The 19783-nt window shown below is 61.8% G+C and carries 15 protein-coding genes and 1 pseudogene; 9 read left to right on the forward strand and 7 right to left on the reverse strand.

The window, feature by feature from the left end:
• Positions 1–43 precede the first annotated feature (43 nt).
• The 8 genes from ACFVTE_RS03135 (at position 44) to ACFVTE_RS03170 (ending at position 7065) form a co-directional block, all read left to right on the forward strand.
• A complete protein-coding gene (locus ACFVTE_RS03135; RefSeq protein ID WP_387096698.1) occupies positions 44–727 on the forward strand; it encodes a GntR family transcriptional regulator in 684 nt (227 codons plus the stop codon).
• A gap of 383 nt (positions 728–1110) precedes the next feature.
• Positions 1111–1902 carry an amino acid ABC transporter ATP-binding protein gene (locus ACFVTE_RS03140; protein WP_387096700.1) on the forward strand — a complete coding sequence of 264 codons (792 nt, stop codon included), beginning with the start codon at positions 1111–1113 and terminating at the stop codon, positions 1900–1902.
• A gap of 7 nt (positions 1903–1909) precedes the next feature.
• The gene (locus ACFVTE_RS03145) at positions 1910–2557 is read left to right on the forward strand and encodes an amino acid ABC transporter permease (protein WP_387096703.1); all 648 of its coding nucleotides are present in this window, start codon (positions 1910–1912) and stop codon (positions 2555–2557) included.
• Positions 2557–3219 carry an amino acid ABC transporter permease gene (locus ACFVTE_RS03150; protein WP_387096706.1) on the forward strand — a complete coding sequence of 221 codons (663 nt, stop codon included), beginning with the start codon at positions 2557–2559 and terminating at the stop codon, positions 3217–3219. The genes ACFVTE_RS03145 and ACFVTE_RS03150 overlap by 1 nt, the downstream gene beginning before the upstream one ends.
• A 57-nt stretch (positions 3220–3276) precedes the next feature.
• Positions 3277–4143, forward strand: coding sequence for a substrate-binding periplasmic protein (locus ACFVTE_RS03155; protein WP_387096709.1), 867 nt, complete (start codon positions 3277–3279; stop codon positions 4141–4143).
• A 122-nt stretch (positions 4144–4265) separates the two neighbouring features.
• Complete coding sequence (locus tag ACFVTE_RS03160; RefSeq protein ID WP_387096712.1) at positions 4266–4691, forward strand: universal stress protein; 426 nt, start codon at positions 4266–4268, stop codon at positions 4689–4691.
• A gap of 131 nt (positions 4692–4822) precedes the next feature.
• Positions 4823–6154, forward strand: a complete 1332-nt coding sequence (locus ACFVTE_RS03165; RefSeq protein WP_387096714.1) for a flavin monoamine oxidase family protein — start codon at positions 4823–4825, stop codon at positions 6152–6154.
• Positions 6155–6555: 401 nt separating this feature from the next.
• Positions 6556–7065 carry a GNAT family N-acetyltransferase gene (locus ACFVTE_RS03170; protein WP_387097146.1) on the forward strand — a complete coding sequence of 170 codons (510 nt, stop codon included), beginning with the start codon at positions 6556–6558 and terminating at the stop codon, positions 7063–7065.
• 255 nt (positions 7066–7320) lie between these two features.
• Here the strand turns inward: ACFVTE_RS03170 and ACFVTE_RS03175 are convergent, their stop codons facing one another.
• The 7 genes and pseudogenes from ACFVTE_RS03175 to ACFVTE_RS03205 form a co-directional block, all read right to left on the reverse strand.
• Positions 7321–7530 (reverse strand): hypothetical protein, encoded by a 210-nt coding sequence (locus tag ACFVTE_RS03175; protein WP_387096717.1) that lies wholly within the window; start codon positions 7528–7530, stop codon positions 7321–7323.
• A gap of 175 nt (positions 7531–7705) precedes the next feature.
• Positions 7706–8547: pseudogene (locus ACFVTE_RS03180) on the reverse strand (pyruvate, water dikinase regulatory protein).
• Positions 8548–10938 (reverse strand): phosphoenolpyruvate synthase, encoded by a 2391-nt coding sequence (gene ppsA / locus ACFVTE_RS03185; RefSeq protein ID WP_387096720.1) that lies wholly within the window; start codon positions 10936–10938, stop codon positions 8548–8550. It lies immediately after the preceding pseudogene.
• A 224-nt stretch (positions 10939–11162) separates the two neighbouring features.
• Positions 11163–12500 carry an NADP-specific glutamate dehydrogenase gene (gdhA, locus tag ACFVTE_RS03190; RefSeq protein WP_387097149.1) on the reverse strand — a complete coding sequence of 446 codons (1338 nt, stop codon included), beginning with the start codon at positions 12498–12500 and terminating at the stop codon, positions 11163–11165.
• Positions 12501–13417: 917 nt separating this feature from the next.
• Positions 13418–14194, reverse strand: coding sequence for an NAD(P)-dependent oxidoreductase (locus tag ACFVTE_RS03195; RefSeq protein ID WP_387096723.1), 777 nt, complete (start codon positions 14192–14194; stop codon positions 13418–13420).
• A gap of 722 nt (positions 14195–14916) precedes the next feature.
• Positions 14917–16326, reverse strand: a complete 1410-nt coding sequence (locus ACFVTE_RS03200; RefSeq protein WP_387096726.1) for an amino acid permease — start codon at positions 16324–16326, stop codon at positions 14917–14919.
• Positions 16327–16717: 391 nt separating this feature from the next.
• Positions 16718–18079, reverse strand: coding sequence for an aspartate aminotransferase family protein (locus tag ACFVTE_RS03205; RefSeq protein ID WP_387096729.1), 1362 nt, complete (start codon positions 18077–18079; stop codon positions 16718–16720).
• Positions 18080–18205: 126 nt separating this feature from the next.
• On the opposite strand from ACFVTE_RS03205, the gene ACFVTE_RS03210 reads away from it, so the two are divergent.
• Positions 18206–19750, forward strand: coding sequence for a PucR family transcriptional regulator (locus tag ACFVTE_RS03210; protein ID WP_387096731.1), 1545 nt, complete (start codon positions 18206–18208; stop codon positions 19748–19750).
• Positions 19751–19783: the final 33 nt, after the last annotated feature.

Consider the following 19783-nt stretch of genomic DNA (forward strand, 5'->3'; position numbering starts at 1 on the left):
GTCGTCACCGCGTCGATTGCCGTGAGGGCCGTATATTTGATCTGTGGTCATATCCCAGCGCGCCGAGCCCACCCTTCTGACCGACCAGGTCTACGGGATGATTCATGCGGCGATCCTCAGTGGGGACCTGCCGGCCGGGTCGCGGCTAAAGGTGCGAGACCTCGCTGAGCAGGTGGGAACCAGCGTGATGCCCGTGCGCGAGGCTATCCGGCGCCTGGAGGAGACCGGGTTGGCCGAACGCCAGCCGCACAAGGGGGCGGTGGTCAAGAGCCTGACCTTCGAAGAACTGATCCATGTCTACGACGTCCGACGGCTCCTGGAAACTGAGGCAGCACGCCTCGGCACTGAGAAGGTCACCGCCCAGGACTGCGACAGGATGCAGTCCGAATACGACTTGATGCGGAAGGCGATTGACGAACGCCGGGTGATTGATCTGCTTGATCACGACGAGGCCATGCTCGCGGTCCTCTATGAAGCCGCGGGAAACCCCGTGCTTCTCCAGATGATTCGGGCGCTGTGGCAGCAATGCCGCGCGTACAAGATCGTTGGCGCCCAAGGGTCCCTGGACGCCGGAAAAGACGACTTCCTGTGGCGCTACCAGCAGGACTTGGTGGCCGCCGCCCGGAGCGCCGACCCTGCGGCTGCCGCAGCAGTCAACGAGGCTTCCCTCCTGGACGCCAGCGAGCGGATCAAGGCACGCCTGGCAGAACAAGCCGCAGCACTATAGCTGGCCCCGGGCTCGAATAGATCGGTGAGCAGACAGCGCACGCATCACTCGTGTGCCCGAAAGCGAAGCATGTCCTTTTCGCTCCGAAGTAGACACTCCAAAACTTAGCGCCCCGTTTCGGCACTATAGCGAGGAGGGGGCCAAGCCATCACGGGCGGCAAGGTGGAAACCACTGCCGCAACTTCGGGTGGGTCCGTTTTTCGTGATTTGTGATCACAGATCTGGACACCGCCCTAATCGCTGGCTACAGTGACGTAAAGCACATGCGGTGAAGCAAGCCACAGCATGTGCGGCACTGAGAGCGTCACGCGGCCTCTGCGGAACACCGCACCGTCGACGAGTTGACTCATGACTAATGCGCCCACTACCCAAAGGAACTGAAAATGGGCTTAAGCTTTGGCACCAAAGCTCCCCGCACCACACACTCTGGTGAAGTTGCGGTTTCCGGACTCGGCAAGAGTTATGGAGCGAGCCGTGTTTTATCAGATGTGAATCTGGTGATGAACGAGGGTGAAGTAGTCTCGATCATTGGCCCGTCCGGGGCAGGCAAGAGCACCTTTCTGCGCTGCCTGAACTACCTGGAAACCCCAACTGAGGGCACGATCGAAATCGGCGGCGCCCAGGTTGTTGCCGGCGGGAAACTGCCGGACAAAGCGAGCCTGGACCACCTCCGGCGGGTCACCGGAATGGTCTTCCAAAGCTTCAACCTGTTTCCGCACCTGACCGTGATGGAGAACATCACACTGCCCCAGCGCAAGGTTTTGGGCGCCAGCAAGGAGCAGGCGCAGGAAACCGCGGAGAAGCTGCTCAAGCGCGTTGGCCTTCCCGACAAGGCCAAGGCATACCCCGCCCGCCTCTCCGGAGGGCAGCAGCAGCGCATCGCCATCGCCCGCGCTCTGGCCCTGTCACCGAAGGTCATGCTCTTCGACGAACCGACCTCTGCCCTCGATCCCGAGATCGGCCTCGAGGTGCTCGCTGTCATGCGTGACCTCGCGGACGAGGGCATGACCATGCTCGTGGTGACGCACGAGATGCACTTCGCCCGTGACGTCTCGGACCGCATCATGGTGATGGGCAACGGCGGCGTGCTGGAGATCGGCCCGAGCGAGCAGGTGATGTCGGAGCCGCAGAACGACCGCACCCGGCAGTTCCTCAAAGCCGTGCTGGACAGGTGAGCCCCCGATGATCATGGAACTCCTGCCCTCGATCGCCCGGGGCGTCGGACTCACGCTGTACGTCACGGGCGCCTCACTCCTGTTCGGCGGCATCATCGGCCTGGTGCTTGTCGGGGCCGTCCGCTCCCCCATCGCCATCGTCCGGGCCATCGCAACCCTTTACATCAACATCGTCCGGGTCATCCCGCCCATCACCTGGCTGTTCCTGATCTACTTCGGCCTGCCCCAATACGCGCTGCGGCTCTCCACCATCCAGGCCGCGATCATCGGCTTCTCCATCATCGCCTCCGCCTTCATGGCCGAGATCTACCGCTCCGGCCTGCTCAGCATCCCCGACGGCCAGCGCGAAGCCGCCCACGCGCTGGGCTTGAGCGCCGTCACCACGGTGGGACACATCATCACCCCGCAGGCGTTCCGGGTGGCCCTGCCCGCCATCGCCACCTACGGCATCGGACTCCTCAAGGACTCTGCCCTGGCCTCCACCATCGGCGTCCGTGAGATCACCTACTACGCCCAGCAAAGCGCCAAGCAAACGCACGAGGGTCTTCTTTCATTCATCGTTGCCGGCGCGCTCTACATCGTGATCAGCCTCGTGGTGGCCCTCGTCTCACGGCGGGTCGACCTCAGGCTCCGCAGGAAGATCGGAGTGGCGTGATGGACATGCTCACCCAGTGGATCGGATGGTTGCCCAACCTCGCTCCAGGACTCCTTGTCAGCCTCCAACTGACCGGACTCTCACTGCTCTTCGGTTTCCCGCTCGGCTTGCTGTTCGCCGTGATGGCCACGGCAAAATTCCCGCCCCTGCAGTGGATCTCCTTCTTCTCCGTCGAGATTGGGCGGGGACTTCCGGCCCTGGTGCTGCTGTACCTGATGTACTTCAGCCTCCCTGATGCCGGCATCACCCTGACGTCGCTGACCACCGCCATCATCGCGCTGACATGGAACACCGGCGCCTACGCCTCCGAATACTTCCGCGCAGGGCTCGCAGCGGTACCACTGGGCCAAAAGGAAGCCGCCCTCACCTCCGGCCTTCGCGGCTGGACAGGGTTCCGCCTCATCATCCTGCCCCAGGCACTGCGGATATCCACCCCGCCCCTGGCCGGGCTCGCCGTCCTCGTCTTCCAAGGCAGCGCACTCGCCTTCGTAATCGCCGTCCCGGAACTGATGTCCAAGGGCTTCGAGATCGCCTCCATCACCTTCGAATACCTCAGCGTCTACCTGCTTACCGCAGTCATCTACGGATCGCTCACCCTCGTCTTCCTCGGCCTCGTCCGACTGCTGGAACTCCGCCTCGGCCGGCACCTGCAACGCAACTGACCTCTACTCGCTTATCCCGGGCAATCCGCCCACAACCTCAGCAAAGAGAGAAAAACCATGTCACCAACTCCCCGTACACTCGTGCGCACGCTTTCCGCCGGCACCGCCGCCGGCCTGCTAGCCGTCTCCCTGGCCGCCTGCGGCGGCAGTAGCAACGCCGGCAGCGCCTCGGACTGCAAGCCGGCCCATGAGGGCATCAAAACGATCACCGAAGGCGAACTCACTGTCGCCAGCTACGATTATGCACCCGCCACCATCCTGGACGGCGATAACGTCACCGGCATGGAAGGCGACCTGATCAACGAGATCGCCAAACTCGAATGCCTCAAGGTCACGGTGAGCACGTCGGGCGGAGCCGGCGCGGTCATCCCGTCCGTGCAGTCAAAGCGCGTTGACATCGGCTCGGGAAACTGGCTCCGCACCAAGGAACGGACCAAGATCGTCCACCTGAGCACCCCGCTCTGGAGCGATCCCCAGGCCATCGTCTCCACCAAGGGGCTCACCAGCGACGACCTCGAGGGTAAAAAGGTTGGCTCAGTTGCGGGCAACCTCTGGAACGACAGCATGCAGAAGTGGCTCGGAGACAACTTCAAGATCTACCAGGACGACGAATCCATCTACGCAGACCTCAAAGCCGGCCGCATCGACGCCCTCGTGGCGTCCGCGGCGTCCGCCAACTACCGGTTCAAAACCGCCCCCATCGAGGGCGTCAAAGTGATCGCCGTCAAGCCGAACCCACACGTCCCCCAGTTCGCCGCAGTTGGCCAGGTCATGCTGCCGTCCAGCCTCGAGAACGACACGCTCGGCAAGGCGCTGGACGAGGACATTCAGACCCTGCGCGAAAACGGCACCATCAAGAAGATCCTGGAGAAGTACGGGATCGACCCCAAGGTTGGCGAGCCGGGCGCACCCACCGAACTCTGACCGCAGCTTTGTGGTGAACCAAGAGGCGCCGGATGTCCATCCGGCGCCTCCTGGTGCCGCTGCACACGCGTCCACCGGACGCCCTAAATTTTCGGATTGCAAGCAAGCAAGGGAGCATGCATATGAGTGGAATCGTTGTTGTTGGGGTCGATGGCAGTGACACGGCGAGAAAGGCTGCGGAGGCCGCAAGAGATCTCGCCGCAGCACTGGGGGCGACCCTGCATGTGGTCTCAGCCTTTGACACTGACCGCTCTGACGTCTTTGGCACAGGCAGCAGCAAATGGCTTGTCTCGGATGCCGATAAGGCCGAACAGGTCGCCAGAACTGTGGCCGACACTCTGGGCGGTGACATCAAGATCACCCATGCTGCAGCCTCCGGAAGGCCGGCCGACGCGCTTATCAGGGAAGCGCTGAGCATGGAGGCCCGCCTCATTGTGGTGGGCAACCGCAGGATGCGAGGTATTGGCCGGGTCCTGGGCAGTGTCGCCAACAGTGTGGCGCACAGCGCCACTTGCGACGTCTACATCGCCAACACGTACGAAGACTGAACAAATACCCGACGCTGAAGCCTGGGTTTACGCAGCAGCTGGGACTTGCACGCTAAAGAGACCAGCTCGACTCTGACATATCTGTTGACTGCTTTTTCTCGACGGAACGAAATTCTCATGAGGAGCCTCACGTGCATGACGTGATTATTGTTGGTGCCGGTGCCGCCGGCCTTGGAACGGCTTTCTACCTGCGGGATTCAGGGCTTGAGGTCCTCATCCTGGAATCCGGCCAGGATATCGGCGGACGGTCACACACCGTCAAGCTCGCGGGAACGTCGGCCAATTCTGGCGCGATGTTTGTGTACAAGGGAACGAAGTCCGAGGAGTTGGTGAATGAGCTCGGGATTGGGACCGTCCCTTTCCTCCCTGAAACGTACGGTATCCACGTCAACGGCAAAACGGTGGTGGCCGAAGCCAACGAGGACGTCGTGGCCGGACTCAACCTCACGGAGTCCGAAAAGTCCGAGCTGATCAAGTTCATCGACACATCCCTCACCGAGTACCGGGACTACGTCAATGACAGGACTTCCGCCGGAGACCTCAACAAGCTTTCAGGTGAAACTGTGGCCGAACGCATCTCCGACCTGCAGCCGGCCGTCCAGAAAATCATCGCCACCGCCATCCGCGGCGGCGCAGTAGGCGACCCCGCCAATCTCTCTGCAAAGTACGCGCTCCGCTACTTCGCCAGCTATTTGGCACGGGAGAAGAACAACCGCCTGTTCGCGCTCGAAGGAATGCAGGCGATTCCGCGGGCCATCCTCAAGCGCCTGCCGGAAGGCGCGGTTCGCTACAACACCCAGGTGACAGACGTGGCCCTGATCGAAGAGCAGGGCGTCTACGAGGTTTCCGTCACGGGCGACGGCGGTGAGCAGAAGCTCACCGCCAGGCATGTAGTGCTGGCCGTGCCTGCCCCCGTCGTTCCCGACGTCGTGAAGAACCTGCCGGAGTGGAAGACGTCAGCGCTCAACAGGGTAGCCTCCCCCGGCAGCACTACGCTGAACGTCGTCGCCGACATTGAGGGGCTTCCGGAGTTCAAGGACTGGGCCTTCATCGTGACCGTCGGGATGCCCTTTGACGCAATCATCAACCCTGCCCCCGGCGGCACCGAAGAGACCTCAAAGTCAAACATCCTTCAGCTGACGTGCTACGGAAATTCCTCGGGCTATTTGCCGGGGTTCGCCGACGACGAGGAAAGGGTGGCGCAGTGGATGGAGGACGTGTACACGGTGGCACCCCAGCTTCGCGGCCGCGTCCTCGGCGTCCACGCCCAGACCTGGCAGCACTGCTTCGCGCTGCTCAGCCGGGAAAGGGCGGCCGCGCTTCCTGAGCTGCAGCGGTCCGTGGGGTCACTGCACTTCGCCGGCGACTACACCTCGGAGACCGCCGGCACCCACGGCGCCTACACGGAGGCTGAACGCGTTGCATCCCTGATCCGGGCCGCTCTGACACCCACGGCCGAGTGACCTACGTGCTGCAACACCCGGCGCTTGAGGAGTCGACAGCCCCGCAGACTTCATGAGGCGCCGGCGACAACTCGGCATGTCCCGCCCGCAGGGATGCATAAGTTCGGGACCGTCACTTTTCCCTGATGCCCGGTTAGATATGAGTACACCCCAGCCTGACACGGCCGTTTGCTTTACGGAATCATTATTATCGGCGTTCGAATGGGGCGAGTAGATGTAGATGAGGGAACCAGTCTCACTTTGCCTTCGGACGGTACGGAGGGCACGTAGACACACCTTCGTCGCCGGTGACCGTACGCTGCTGCATCGCTTGACGGGACCATTGAAGGGCTGTGATTGTGATGCTTGGCCTCGCCGAAGGTGTACTAGTTTGGCAAGTGTCATGGAAAGAAAAGGTGAACATGCCTGATCACGGCTCCACTACCGTTTTTCTGAATGTCGCCACCGGTGTGGGTATTCTCAGCCTTCGACGCGCCACTAGAGCTGATCTGCCCGAGATCCGCGGGCTCTTAGTAGATGACGACTTAGGTGTAACCAGGGAGAGCTTGGACGACCTAAAACCGTATGAGGTCGCTTTCGATGCAATCGACAGCGACCCGTCCCACCTTCTTGTCGTGGGCCAAGTCGGCGATGACGTTGTGGCCACACTTCAGCTCACTTTCCTTCCTTCGTTGTCCCGCAGGGGGGCGTGGCGTGCACAAATCGAGGCTGTGCGTGTGTCGGATTCGCTGCGCGGTAACGGCATCGGAACGCTCATGCTCCAGTGGGCCCTTGACCAGGCTCGCCGGCGTGGCTGCTCATTGGTGCAACTCACTACAGATAAAAGCCGCGATGGCGCCCTACGCTTCTACGAGCGGCTTGGTTTCGTTGCCAGCCACGAAGGCTTGAAACTGGTTTGGGGGTCTTTGTGAGTGTTGCCGTTTCCGGGTTTCGTCCCGCGGATCCTCGTGGTTGGGCCGTTCAGGTCTTGGTGAGCGGTCTCATTGTCATGCTGACGGCTGGCCGCAGATGTTGGCGTGTGAGCACACGACGCAGACCATCCACGACACGGTAGAGGCGCGCGGTGCTGGAAGACTACACAACGCCTGAATCGGTGAACTGCGAATTCGCATCATCCGCGTTCTGACGCTGAGTGACTGGTAGTCAGGAGAAGCTCCTTTGGTTGCCTACTGGTGCTCGTAAATGGTGTAGCCGCATGGAACATCGGCAGTGGTTTCGGTAGTGTAATTTCCAGTCCCAATTCGAGTCACTCTGATGCCGTGGTTCAGTGTGATTGCGCGAGGAATGAGTCCTTCGACTGCGGAATTCAGTAAATCGTCGAGCTTGCTGGCGTCTGCGGTGGTAACGCGGCGGATGGTGTCAGTTGTTTGAATCATGGCCGTCCTAAATCTTGTTGCATAACGACTGTTGGGTTTCGCTGCATGGTTCAGGCCGCCGGGCAGCGGGCAGGTTATGCTCGCGCTGTGCACCCGTGCATGCCAGTTCTCCCGGTTGGCGTTTGACGGGAAATCACGCATCAAATCGCGCGTTGAGCGTTGAAACGTTGGGTCTTCAGTGGTGGAGTTGCATGCGTTGGAGGACGGTGGCGGAGATTTCTTCGACTGACATGGTTGCGGAGTTTACGTAGGGGATGTTGTTGTCCCGGTACATGTCCTCGGCGTTGCGTAGTTCATAGGTGCATTGGGGCAGTGATGCGTAGCTGCTGTTGGGGCGGCGTTCCTGGCGGATCTGGCTGAGCCTAACGGGCTGGGACGTGAGGCCGAAGCATTTTCTCGAAAACGGCCGCAGTGGTTTGGGCAGGGCCATGGTGTCGAAGTCTTCCTCCACGAGCGGGAAGTTGGCAGCCAGGATGCCGTGCTGAAGTGCCAAATACATGGTGGTCGGTGTTTTGCCGCAGCGGGACGGCGCGATCAGGATCAGTTCGGCCCGTTCCAGCGCGCGGAGGGATTGCCCGTCGTCGTGCTCGATCGCGTATTCAACCGCCGCCATGCGCGACTGGTAGCGCACGGCGTCACCCACGCCGTGTGCCTGGCCGGGCAGACCATTGGCCGAGGAATCGAGCGCTTCCTCAAGCTGGGCGACGTGGGCGCCGAACAGGTCGAAGAAGTGGCCGGCGCTTTGGGCCAGGACAGTACGGACATCGGGGCTGACGGTGGTTGAAAAAACGAGCGGACGGGGCCCGGAGGCAGCCACCTGGTCGATGGTGGCCACTACGTCGCGTGCCTGTTCGACGGTGGTGATGAACGGGATGGTCCGCCGCTCCAGCCGCTGGGCGGGGAATTGGGTCAGCAGGGTGTTGCCGAGGGTTTCAGCGGTGATGCCGGTGCTGTCGGAGAGGAAAACACTGTGGGGGCGGGAGTGTCGCCCGCCCCCACAGTGGGCTGGTGGGCCATTTAGACAGCCGTGCGTGCGAGCTGCAGCCACGTCTCGGTCACGGCATCTGGGTTCAGCGAGATGGAGCTGATGCCCTGCGCCAGGAGCCATTCGGCGAAGTCCGGGTGGTCGCTGGGGCCTTGGCCGCAGATGCCGACGTACCGGCCCTTGGCCCGGCACGCCGCAATGGCCAGTTCCAGGAGCCTGGTCACGGCGGGATTGCGTTCATCGAACCCCTCGGCGACCAGCGCGGAGTCGCGGTCCAGTCCCAGGGTGAGCTGGGTCAGGTCGTTGGAACCGATGGAGAACCCGTCGAAGTATTCCAGGAACTCATCGGCCAGGAGGGCGTTGGCGGGCAGTTCGCACATCATCACGATCTCCAGCCCGTTCTCGCCGCGGCGCAGCCCGTTCGCGGCGAGCAGGTCGGTGACACCCTTGGCCTCATCGAGGGTGCGCACGAACGGGACCATGAGCTTGATGTTGGTCAAGCCCATCTCGTTGCGCACGTACTTCAGTGCTTCACATTCGAGTTCAAAGGCCTGCCGGAACGATTCCGAGAGGTACCGGGAGGCGCCCCGGTACCCGATCATCGGGTTCTCTTCGTCCGGTTCGAAGGCCGGACCGCCCAGGAGATTCGCGTACTCGTTGGACTTGAAGTCCGAGAGCCGGATGATCACCGGTTCGGGCGCGAAGGCCGCGGCGATGGTCGAGATGCCCTCGGCCAGGCGACGGATGTAGTAATCCCGGGGACCGTCGTAGGCTGCGGTTTTTTCCCTGATCTGCCGCACGGTGTAGTCATCGAGGGTTGCGGGGCGCTCGATCTCACCGGCCACTGCCAGCAGGGCGTTGGGGTGGATGCCGATCTGTCGGTTGATGATGAATTCCAAGCGGGCCAGGCCGACGCCATGGTTCGGGAGCCGGGCGAAGCTGAAGGCCTGTTCCGGGGTGCCCACGTTCATCATGATCTTCACCGGCGCTTCGGGCATGGTCTCCAGGCTGGTTTCCTGCAGCGTGTACTCCAGCAACCCTTCGTAGACGAGTCCGGCCTCGCCTTCGGCGCAGGACACGGTGACCGGGGTGCCGTCCTTGAGGATTTGGGAGGCGTAACCGGTGCCGACGACGGCGGGGATGCCGAGTTCCCGGGCGATGATGGCCGCGTGGCAGGTACGTCCGCCACGGTCGGTCACGATCGCTGCGGCCTTCTTCATGATCGGTTCCCAGTCGGGGTCCGTCATGTTCGCCACCAACACGTCGCCTTCCTGGAACGAGGCCATCTGGTCAATCGAGGACAGCACCCGTACCTGCCCGGCGCCGATGCGCTGGCCGATGGCCCGGCCCTCCACCAGCACCGTGGAACGCTGGGTGAGGGCGTAACGGGACACGCTGCCGGCGGCCTTGCGGGACTCGACCGTTTCGGGGCGTGCCTGCAGGATGTACAGTTCCCCGTCCACGCCGTCCTTGCCCCACTCAATATCCATGGGACGGCCGTAGTGCGCTTCGATGGCCAGCGCGTGCCGGGCGAGCTGCTCCACCTCGACATCGGGCAGGCTGAAACGGCTCCGAAGGTCCTGCGGGACAGGGACGAAGTCCACGGTCCTGCCGACCTCGAGGGAGTCGGTGTAGACCATTTGCACGGCCTTCTCCCCCAGCCCCCGTTTCAGGACTGCAGGCCTGCCGGCGGCCAGGGAGGGCTTGTGGACGTAGAACTCGTCCGGATTCACAGCACCCTGCACGACTGCTTCACCGAGCCCGTAGGAGGAGGTGATGAAGACGGCGTCGTTGAACCCGGTCTCGGTATCCATGGTGAACATGACACCGGACGCGCCGACGTCGGAGCGGACCATGCGCTGGACACCAGCCGAAAGCGCAACCTCGGAATGCGTAAACCCATGGTGTACGCGGTAGGCGATGGCCCGGTCGTTGTAGAGCGAGGCAAAGACATCCTTGATCGCCAGGAGAATGTTGTCGATACCCCTGATATTCAGGAAGGTCTCCTGCTGCCCTGCAAAGGATGCATCCGGCAGGTCCTCTGCCGTGGCGCTCGACCGCACGGCCCACGACACATCCCCGCCGTGTTCTTCCGTCAGCCGGGAGTACGCGGCACGGATTTCCTCCTCGAACCCGCCCGGAAACGCTGTTTCGCGGATCAAATCCCGGATCTGCCGGCCGACGTTGGCCAAGGCGGCCACATCGCCGCTATCCAGGCCATCCAGAATATTTTCGATCCGGGCATCCAGGCCCGATTCGCTTAGGAACCGGCGGTAGGCATTGGCCGTGGTCGCGAAACCGTCCGGAACCTTCACCCCTGCGAAGGCGAGGCTACGAACCATTTCGCCAAGGGATGCATTCTTCCCGCCAACCTGGTCAAGGTCGGTCAGGCCAAGGTCCGAAAACCAGAGAACGTCAGTCATAAATGGTGTCCTTCGTTGGGCACGCTCTGACAAGCGCTGAAAAATTAGGTGATGAAAGAGTGCGGGGCGTGACTCTTCGAAAGCAAATACATGTGATGGGTGCAACACCCATAAGCCGTAACGAAACGCGACGACCAGCCCGACACGGCCGACCGCCTGACGGGATATCCGTTATTAGCGTTCGAGTGGGACGAGTAGATGTAGATGATTATGCGAGTAAGCGCCTAAATCAGTCCCTGGGCCAGCATTGCGTCGGCTACCTTCACAAATCCGCCGATGTTGGCGCCAAGCACGTAGTTGCCCGGATCGCCGTACTCGTCGGCTGTGGCCGCGCAGTTGTCGTGGATGCCCACCATGATCTGCGTCAGACGTTCTTCCGTGTGCTCAAAGGACCACGAGTCACGAGTGGCGTTCTGCTGCATCTCCAAGGCCGAGGTCGCCACGCCGCCCGCGTTGGCGGCCTTGCCCGGCCCGAACAGCACTCCTGCTTCCTGGAACACTGCCACAGCGTCCGGTGTTGAGGGCATATTGGCTCCTTCTCCCACCGCCAGCAGGCCGTTGCGAATCAGGCGGGCGGCAACATCACCGTTAAGCTCATTTTGCGTGGCGCACGGCAAAGCCACGCTGGCGTCCACGTCCCAGACAGAGCCGCCATCCACATATGTGACACCGGCACGCCGTTCTGCGTAGTCCTTGAGCCGGCCGCGGTCCACTTCCTTGACCTCGCGCAGGAGCCCGACGTCGATCCCCGCCTCGTCGACGATGTAGCCAGATGAGTCGGAGCAGGCAACCACCGTGGCGCCGAGCACTTGCGCCTTGGCGATTGCGTTGATCGCCACATTGCCGGAGCCGGAAACCACCACGCGCTGTCCATCGAAGGAAGTTCCTCGGGTCTTTAGCATTTCCTCCGTGAAGATCACGGTGCCGAAACCGGTGGCTTCCGGCCGGACCAGCGAACCGCCCCAGGAGGTGCCCTTACCGGTCAACACGCCCGATTCATACCGGTTTGTAATGCGCTTGTACTGGCCGAACAGGTAGCCTATTTCGCGTCCGCCTACGCCGATGTCACCGGCGGGGACGTCGGTGTATTCGCCGATGTGCCGGTATAGCTCGGTCATGAAGGACTGGCAGAAGCGCATCACTTCGGCATCGCTGCGGCCCCGCGGATCAAAGTCGGAGCCGCCCTTGCCCCCGCCGATGGGCATACCAGTGAGCGCGTTCTTAAATATCTGCTCAAAGCCCAGGAATTTGACGATGCCCAGGTAGACAGACGGGTGGAACCTCAGTCCCCCCTTGTATGGACCCAAGGCCGAGTTGAATTCCACCCGGAAGCCGCGGTTGATCTGCACCCGGCCGGCATCATCCGTCCAGGGCACACGGAAGATGATCTGGCGCTCCGGCTCGCACAGCCGTTCCAGTATGGCGGCTTCAAGTAGCTCGGGATGCCTTTCATGCACGGGACCCAGGCTTTCGAAGACCTCCACCACCGCTTGGTGGAACTCTGGTTCGCCAGGGTTCCGGGCCAGAACGGTGTCTTGAATTGTTTGCAGCCGTGCATTCATGAAGTGCTTCCTAACTGTGTGGCGTTCTAATTGCTTTGAGCAGGGCGAAGCCCCCTGCTCCTTTGTTTGGTGTATGTCGACCGCGAGTTCGTTTGAGCTTGCCCCTTGTGCCTGGCGGTGCTTCTTGGTGCCTAGGTTCAACGCTCACCGCTAGGGCAACGAGACCAAAAGGCACTTTTGCTTCTTGAGGGTGTCCGTCATCGGCTTCATAGCCTTGCGCTTTCATTGGCCTGGTCTCAAGGCAATAAAACTCCTTCAACTTTGGGTCGCTAAGCCCTGATGGCACGGATCCCCGCCCGCTAAATAAGCGTTTCCGCGAGTCACACTAGGCACGAACAATGAACATCACTGGGGACCAGGTGCACCAGATACCGCCTTGGTAGACCTCCAGCGCCCAACCATTTTCCGTCTGGTTGCCAGACAATTTGCAGCTTACGGCGGTATTTCGGTGCCATCAAGTTAAGGTGGCCCACGTCATATGAGGACTAAGGGATGTTTCTCGGCAACCCGGTGGTGGTCTTGGCCGAGCTGAGTGCTAGCCCTAGATGGCCAGGCCTGGGGCTGCTCCGGTGGTGATAACGACGGCTGCTGAAACTGCGAGACATTGCCCAGCGAGCATCCAAGATTCGTTAGGAACCTGAACCGGACGCGTCCCAGAACGCCAAGTAGAGCCGGCGTAGGCAGATCGGGTTGGAGTGCACCGCAATCGGACACAGGGCGCGAGATGAGAAGGTGAGGAAAGTATCTGTGCCTTCAACAGGCTCCTGCTGACAGCAGGGACGCAGGCCAGCGCGGCGGTAAGGCCCTTACATCAAGCCCTCGCAGGGCTCGGGCGGCGACATCGCCGGCGATGACAAAGCCACGTAACCCCACGATATGGAGCTAATCTCTTCTGTGCTGTCTTTTCTGCTTAGAGGTCAGTAGCCGTTGTATGTGTCGACCAGCCCTTCGAGGACCATCCCGGCGCTGAAGCGTCGGACGTTGGTTTCCACCCGTTGTGCCAGGAGCGGACGGATCATGTCGAGCGTGTCTGCTGTGTGTGGAGTGATCAGCGCGCACGGCTGATCCCACAAGGGGTGGTCATCGGGAAGCGGCTCGGGATCGGTGACGTCTAAGCCAGCCCCCCTGATGCCGCGCGCGGCCAATGAGGCGACAAGAGCGTTGGTGTCCACGAGTCCACCACGGGCGATGTTGATAAGAACGGCGCTCGATTTCATGGCCTTCAGTTCGGCCTCCCCAATGAGCTGGGACGTGCCCGGCGTGAGCGCGGCGGCGACGACCACCACGTCGGCTTCGGCAAGCAATTCGATGAGACGGTGGGCGGTCGTCGTCTGCCGTGCCCCGGGAACGGGCGTACTGCTGCGCCGCACAACGTCGATGTTCATATTGAAGGCGGTGAAAAGCCGGAGGATTTCCAGCCCGATGCCTCCCGCGCCGATAATGACGGCCGTCAACCCGTGCAGAGATGTCCCGGCCGGCTCGCCCCAGGACCTTGCTTGGAACCGCTCGGGAAGACCCCGCAGCAATGCCAGTGTCAATGCAAGGGCGTGCTCGCCCACTGGCTTTGCATATGCACCTTTAGCGCTCGTCCAGATTAAGTCCGGATACGCGGCGAGAGGCTGGGAGAAGGATTCAATTCCTGCGGATGGAAGCTGAACCCAGCGAATGGACGGAGTGGCATCCAAAATGCCCATCAGTTCCTGTTTATCGCTCCGGTGATCGAGGACGAGCCCGTGGGGCTCTTCACTAAGGTCAACGAACCTACCTCCCCCTGCGGCGATGGCATCCGTAAGGAACGGCAGGGTCTCGCCATGAATTGCTATGCGCGCATTGTCAGGACTCGCTGCCCCATCCGTTCGCATGGGTGACGTTTCTGCATCTCGTGAGACTGTCTCCAAGGTCATCCGTTCCTTAATTTACATGGCGGGCGGCGCCCCCTGGCTTGCAAAATCACTCCAAGACAATCGGCCCAAGATTTCCACCCTCTCAGCCCGGGACCGGCCCCGCAGCCCGGCTTAGCGCCCCACCCAACACGAGATCTCAAGTATTTGTGTTCCGCCCAACTGTGGGCATCCAGGCCCAGAGCGCTGAGTCAGAGCAACGCGGGCAACGCATTCACGCTCTGCGCGTCATTCGTTGGCCACGGAATGACGCGCAGGGCACAGGACCATGGCAAGCATGGAATGATCGCAGGCTCACCCCAGGGCCAGGGTACAGAGGCGCAAGGTTCTGGTGTTTGTCGGCCACCCTTGCTTCGTTCCGAAGAGTACGCCCGACGTGCGGTCCTAAGCTCCCAAGCTAACGACTGGTCGGCGATGGCCGGCGCCCTGGCTGCTTTTTTGGGCAATACGTCGCATACCTCGGCATGATCGGGGGTTAGACGGCTTACTGGTGTTCAAGTCGCCCAACGACACGGCTAGGCGCTGGCGCCTACTTCTTTTTGGTCGGCACGGTCACCACTGCTCCCCTCTTCCGGAGGGCTTGGGTTGCGATTGACGTACCACCTATTTACAAAGTACAAGGCAATGACCAGTGCAGTTGCGCCAAGGCTGAGCAGTAACTGCGGACGGGTTTTTTCGGCCACATACATCTGCACTAACACAGCGGCGATCACGAGACCTGTGACGATGGAGAGGTATGGAAAGAACCACATCTTGACGCGTAGTTCCGAGCCTCGTGTGCGCCATCGCAACACGATCTGGGAAATCACAATTACCAGGTAAACGATGAGGTAAATCGCTCCAATGGAGTTCAGCAGGAAGACGAATATGGTGTCGGGAGCGACCGCGGCAGCGATAACACAGAGAAAACCAATTATTGATGATGCCATAATGCCTGCAGCCGGAACGCCGCGGCGGGTCAACCGGGTCAACAATCGCGGCGCTTCCCTGCGTTCGGCCAGAACAAAGAGCATGCGGGATGAGGTGTACAAGCCGGAATTGAGACAGCTGAGGACGGCCGTAAGAGCGACGGCATTCATGATGTCGCTGGCAAATGGGATGCCCATGGCGGTGAAGGCGGCCACGAAAGGGCTGGTCTTGGTCTCGGGCGCATTCCAGGGAAGTATGGTGGCCAGCAGAAAAATTGAGCCAACAAAGAAGATTAAAATTCGAACGATGACAGATCGTGCTGCCCTGGTCACGGATCTCTCAGGATCGGTGGACTCAGCGGCTGCGATGGTAGCGATTTCGGCGCCCACCATGGAGAAGATGGCAGTGACCATAGCGACCGTCAGCACCGAAGTGCCGTTAGGCAGAAAACCGCCATGAGACCACAGATTGGACAGATCCATCTTCTTGTCGGGCCACATGCCGAAGACGAAGAGTGTTCCAAGGAAGAGGAATACAACAATGGCGGCGACCTTGATTCCCGCGAACCAGTATTCAAACTCACCGAAGGAGGCCACTGATACCAGGTTGGTCGCCATGAGCAGAATCATCAAAATGAGCGATGCCAGCCAAAGAGGGACATCAATCCAGTAACGGATTATGGTCGCGCCTGCGATGGCTTCCGCGCCAACAGTGACCACCCAGTTGTACCAATAAAGCCAACCGACCGAGAAGCCAGCCCAGCCACCCAGAGCGCGCCGCGAGTAATCGGCAAAGGAGCCGGTGGAATTGGTGGCCACCGCCATCTCAGCCAGCATGCGCATCACCATAATGATGACCGCCCCGGTTATTGCATAGCTGATGAAAGCAGCCGGCCCGGTTTCGCTGATCACGACGCCTGAACCAACAAAAAGGCCTGCCCCAATCACACCTCCCATAGCGATCATGGTTAGCTGGCGCTGGGTTAGTGCCTTCTTCAGCGTCGAACCAGAACTCAAGTTAATCTCCTCCGATGTCGCCCGCTGATGGTATTCAAGTGCTGGACGAAATTCCAATATCGATGAAGGATGCGCTGGTGTAAGTTCGCTCGCGTCGGCCTCTTGGATGAATTGATGACCAACTCAAATCCCGGAGCATCTTCATCTGGCCTCTCGAACATATTCGTTCGACTTTTAGCAATATGAGAATTGCTTGGTTGTCTTACAAAAGTATAGTGTGATCTACCTCAAGTCAAGCGCGGTCTGCATTATTTCATGCCGGGTGTGCACTGCTCCAATGCGTTGCTTCAGGCAGACCCGGGGGCCGCAGATTCTCTGCTTTTCATACGAAAACGCACAGCCCCGCACTGGCTTTGCTAGGGACCGGTGCGGGGGCGTGCGTTTCTGACGATTAAAGGGTGACTGTGCCCAGTGCCTGGTCGTAAACGGCCAGCGCCTGAGCCACCTCTGCTGCTGTCACCACGGCGGGCGGGACGACGTGGACGCGGTTGTCCGCGATGAAGGGCAGCAGGCCTAGGCGCAGGAGTTCCGCCTTCAGCCGGCTCATGTAGTCGGCTGTGACGGGTGCCTTGGTCGAGCGATCCTGGACCAGTTCGAGGGCCCAGAAGACGCCGCGTCCTCGGACCTCGCCGATCACATTGTGCTTCTCTGCAAGTGCGCTGAGCCCGGGTTCGAGGTGCTCGCGTCCAATCCGCGCGGCGTTACCCACGATGTCTTCCTCCTCGAAGGCCTCGATGGACGCGACGACGGAGGCTGCGGCGAGGGGGTGGCCGGAGTAGGTGAGGCCGCCGGGGAAGACGCGCTCGTCGAAGGTGGCGGCGATCTCGCCGGAAATAATCACGCCGCCGACGGGGACGTAGCCGGAGTTCACGCCCTTGGCGAAGGTGATGAGGTCCGGGGTGACGTTGAACGCGTCGAATGCGAACCAGTCGCCCGTGCGCCCGAAACCGGCCATGACCTCATCCAAGATCATCACGATGCCGTACTCGTCACAGAGTGCCCGGACGCCTTCGAGGTAGCCGGGAGTGGGAACGAGAATGCCGGCGGTGCCGGGAACGGTTTCGAGCAGGACCGCGGCGATGGATTGCGGGCCTTCGGCCTGGATGACGCGGCGCAGGTGCTGCAGCGCGCGCTCGGTTTCCTGTTCCGGCGTTTCGGCCCAGAACTCGGAGCGGTAGAGGTAGGGGCCGAAGACGTGGACGTGGCCCCGGGCGTATTCGTTGGGAATGCGGCGCCAGTCACCGGTGGCCACGATCGCTGAGCCGGTGTTGCCGTGGTAGGAGCGGTACCGGGAGATGACCTTGTCACGCCCGGTGTGCAGCCGGGCCATCCGGATGGCGTTCTCGTTCGCATCCGCGCCGCCGTTGGTGAAGAAGACCTTCTCCATCTTGGCCGGGGCGTGGGACAGGATCTTGGCGGCTGCCGTGGCGCGGACGTGGTTGGCGTGGGCCGGTGCCACGGTAGCCAGGCTGGTCGCCTGCTGCGCTATGGCCGCGATGACCTTGGGGTGCTGGTGGCCGATGTTGGTGTTCACCAGCTGGCTTGAGAAGTCCAGGTAGGTGTTGCCCTCGTGATCCCATACGGTACTGCCTGACCCGCCGGCGATCGCCATCGGGTTCAGCGCCTTCTGTGCGGACCAGGAGTGGAAGACGTTCGCCCGGTCCAGGGCGACGACATCCGCATTGGTGAGCGTTGCGTTTCCGGCGGCGAAGTTTGTGTGTGCCGCAGGCAGGGTTACCGAGCTGGCGACCATGACGGTTCCTTTCGGGTGGTGTGATTGGAGTTCCTTTTCATCATGCGTTCCAGATCACCCCCGTAGCCGTATACATTTGTACAATCGACGCCATTCGGCCCGACATTGTTACATCAGGAGCAAGACATGCCGCCGAACCTCAACGTTCTTCTCCGGAGCCGTGTTCTCAGGCTCCGCTTGGTCGTTCCGGACCTCGGCTCTCCCCAGCTGGATGAACCGATCAGCTGGGTCCACAGCTCGGACCTCGACGACCCCACCCCGTTCCTGGACCCCGGCCAGCTGCTGCTGACGGACGGCACACAGTTTCCGGTGGACGCGCCTTTCCGCGAGGGGTACGAGAGGTATGTGCGCCGCCTGAAGGACCACGGGATCATGGGGCTGGGCTTCGCGACGCAGGTGATCCACGGGGTCCTGCCGCCCCAGCTCGAGGAGGCGTGCCGCAGGCAGGGCCTGCCCCTGCTGGAGGTGCCGGACCGGACGCCCTTTATAGCCATCATCCGGATGGTGGCCGACCATCTCGCCAGGGAGGAGCACGCGCGTGCCGAGTGGTCCCTGCAGGCGCAGCGGGCAATCTCGCGTGCGGCGTTGCGGCCGGACGGACTGACCTCGATTCTGGGTGAGCTGGAGCGGCAGCTGCACAGCTGGGTGGCGCTGTACGACGCCGCGGGAAATTACGTGCGAATGCCCCGGAACCGCCCCGTCCCCTCGGACATCGTCGCCGGGGTCACCGAAAAAGTACGCAGCGCGCTGGATCTGGGGACGAGGTCAGCCTCACACCTGGACATCGGTGGCGAGTCGGTGACCCTGCAGACGCTGGGCCGGAAGGGCAGCCTCCGTGGCGCGCTGGTGCTGGGGGCAATCGAGCCGCTGGATCCAGCCAGAGCGGACATCGTGAACAGCGTCATCGGCCTGGCCAGCCTCGCCCTGGAACAGGCCCGCACCCTCGATACCGCCCGTAGGCATCTGCGCGCCGGTGTGTTCGAGCAGCTGTTGGCGGGCAGCAGCGACGTCGCCGTCCGCACCGCCCGGCAGGTGTGGGGCCGACTTCCACGGGATCCGCTGCTGGTCACCGTATCCCGGCAGGTAAGCCCCGCGCCTAACCTGCTTGAGGCCCTGGAACTGCTGGCAGACGATCACCGGGGAGCCGTGTTCTATGCCATGCGCGGTGAGCTGCTCGTGGTCCTTGCCGGACACGTCCACCAGGAGAAGGTCCTGGAAGTGCTGGGTCGCCACGGCGCCGCCTGCGGCGTATCAAACCAAACGTCCATGGAAGAGCTGGCCGGTGCCGTGGATGAAGCCACGCGCGCGCTGCGCCGGGCCGCGGAGTTGGGGAAGCCCGTCGTCCTGTTTTCCGAATTGTCCGATGGCGGGATGCTCGGTTTACTGCGGGAAGAACAGGCCGAACCGGTGGCACGCGGGCTGCTGCAACCGCTGATCGCACACGATTCCGCCGAGCACACGGAGCTACTGGCCACGGTGCGGGAGTGGTTCGCCAGCAACTGTGTCTGGGATAAGACCGCGCGGCGCCTGGGCGTGCACCGGCACACCCTGCGGAACCGGATCGACGCCGCCGGCCGCATCCTGGGCCTGAACCTGGACAGTATGCGGGACCGGCTGGAACTCTTCGCCGCGGTGCAGTTCTTGGAGGAAACCCAGCCGCGGGAGGGTTAGAAAAAAGGAGGCAGGGCCGCCGGTGCGGGATGT

The organism is Arthrobacter sp. NPDC058097 (genome assembly GCF_042884885.1).
In the GTDB taxonomy this organism is placed as follows: domain Bacteria; phylum Actinomycetota; class Actinomycetes; order Actinomycetales; family Micrococcaceae; genus Arthrobacter.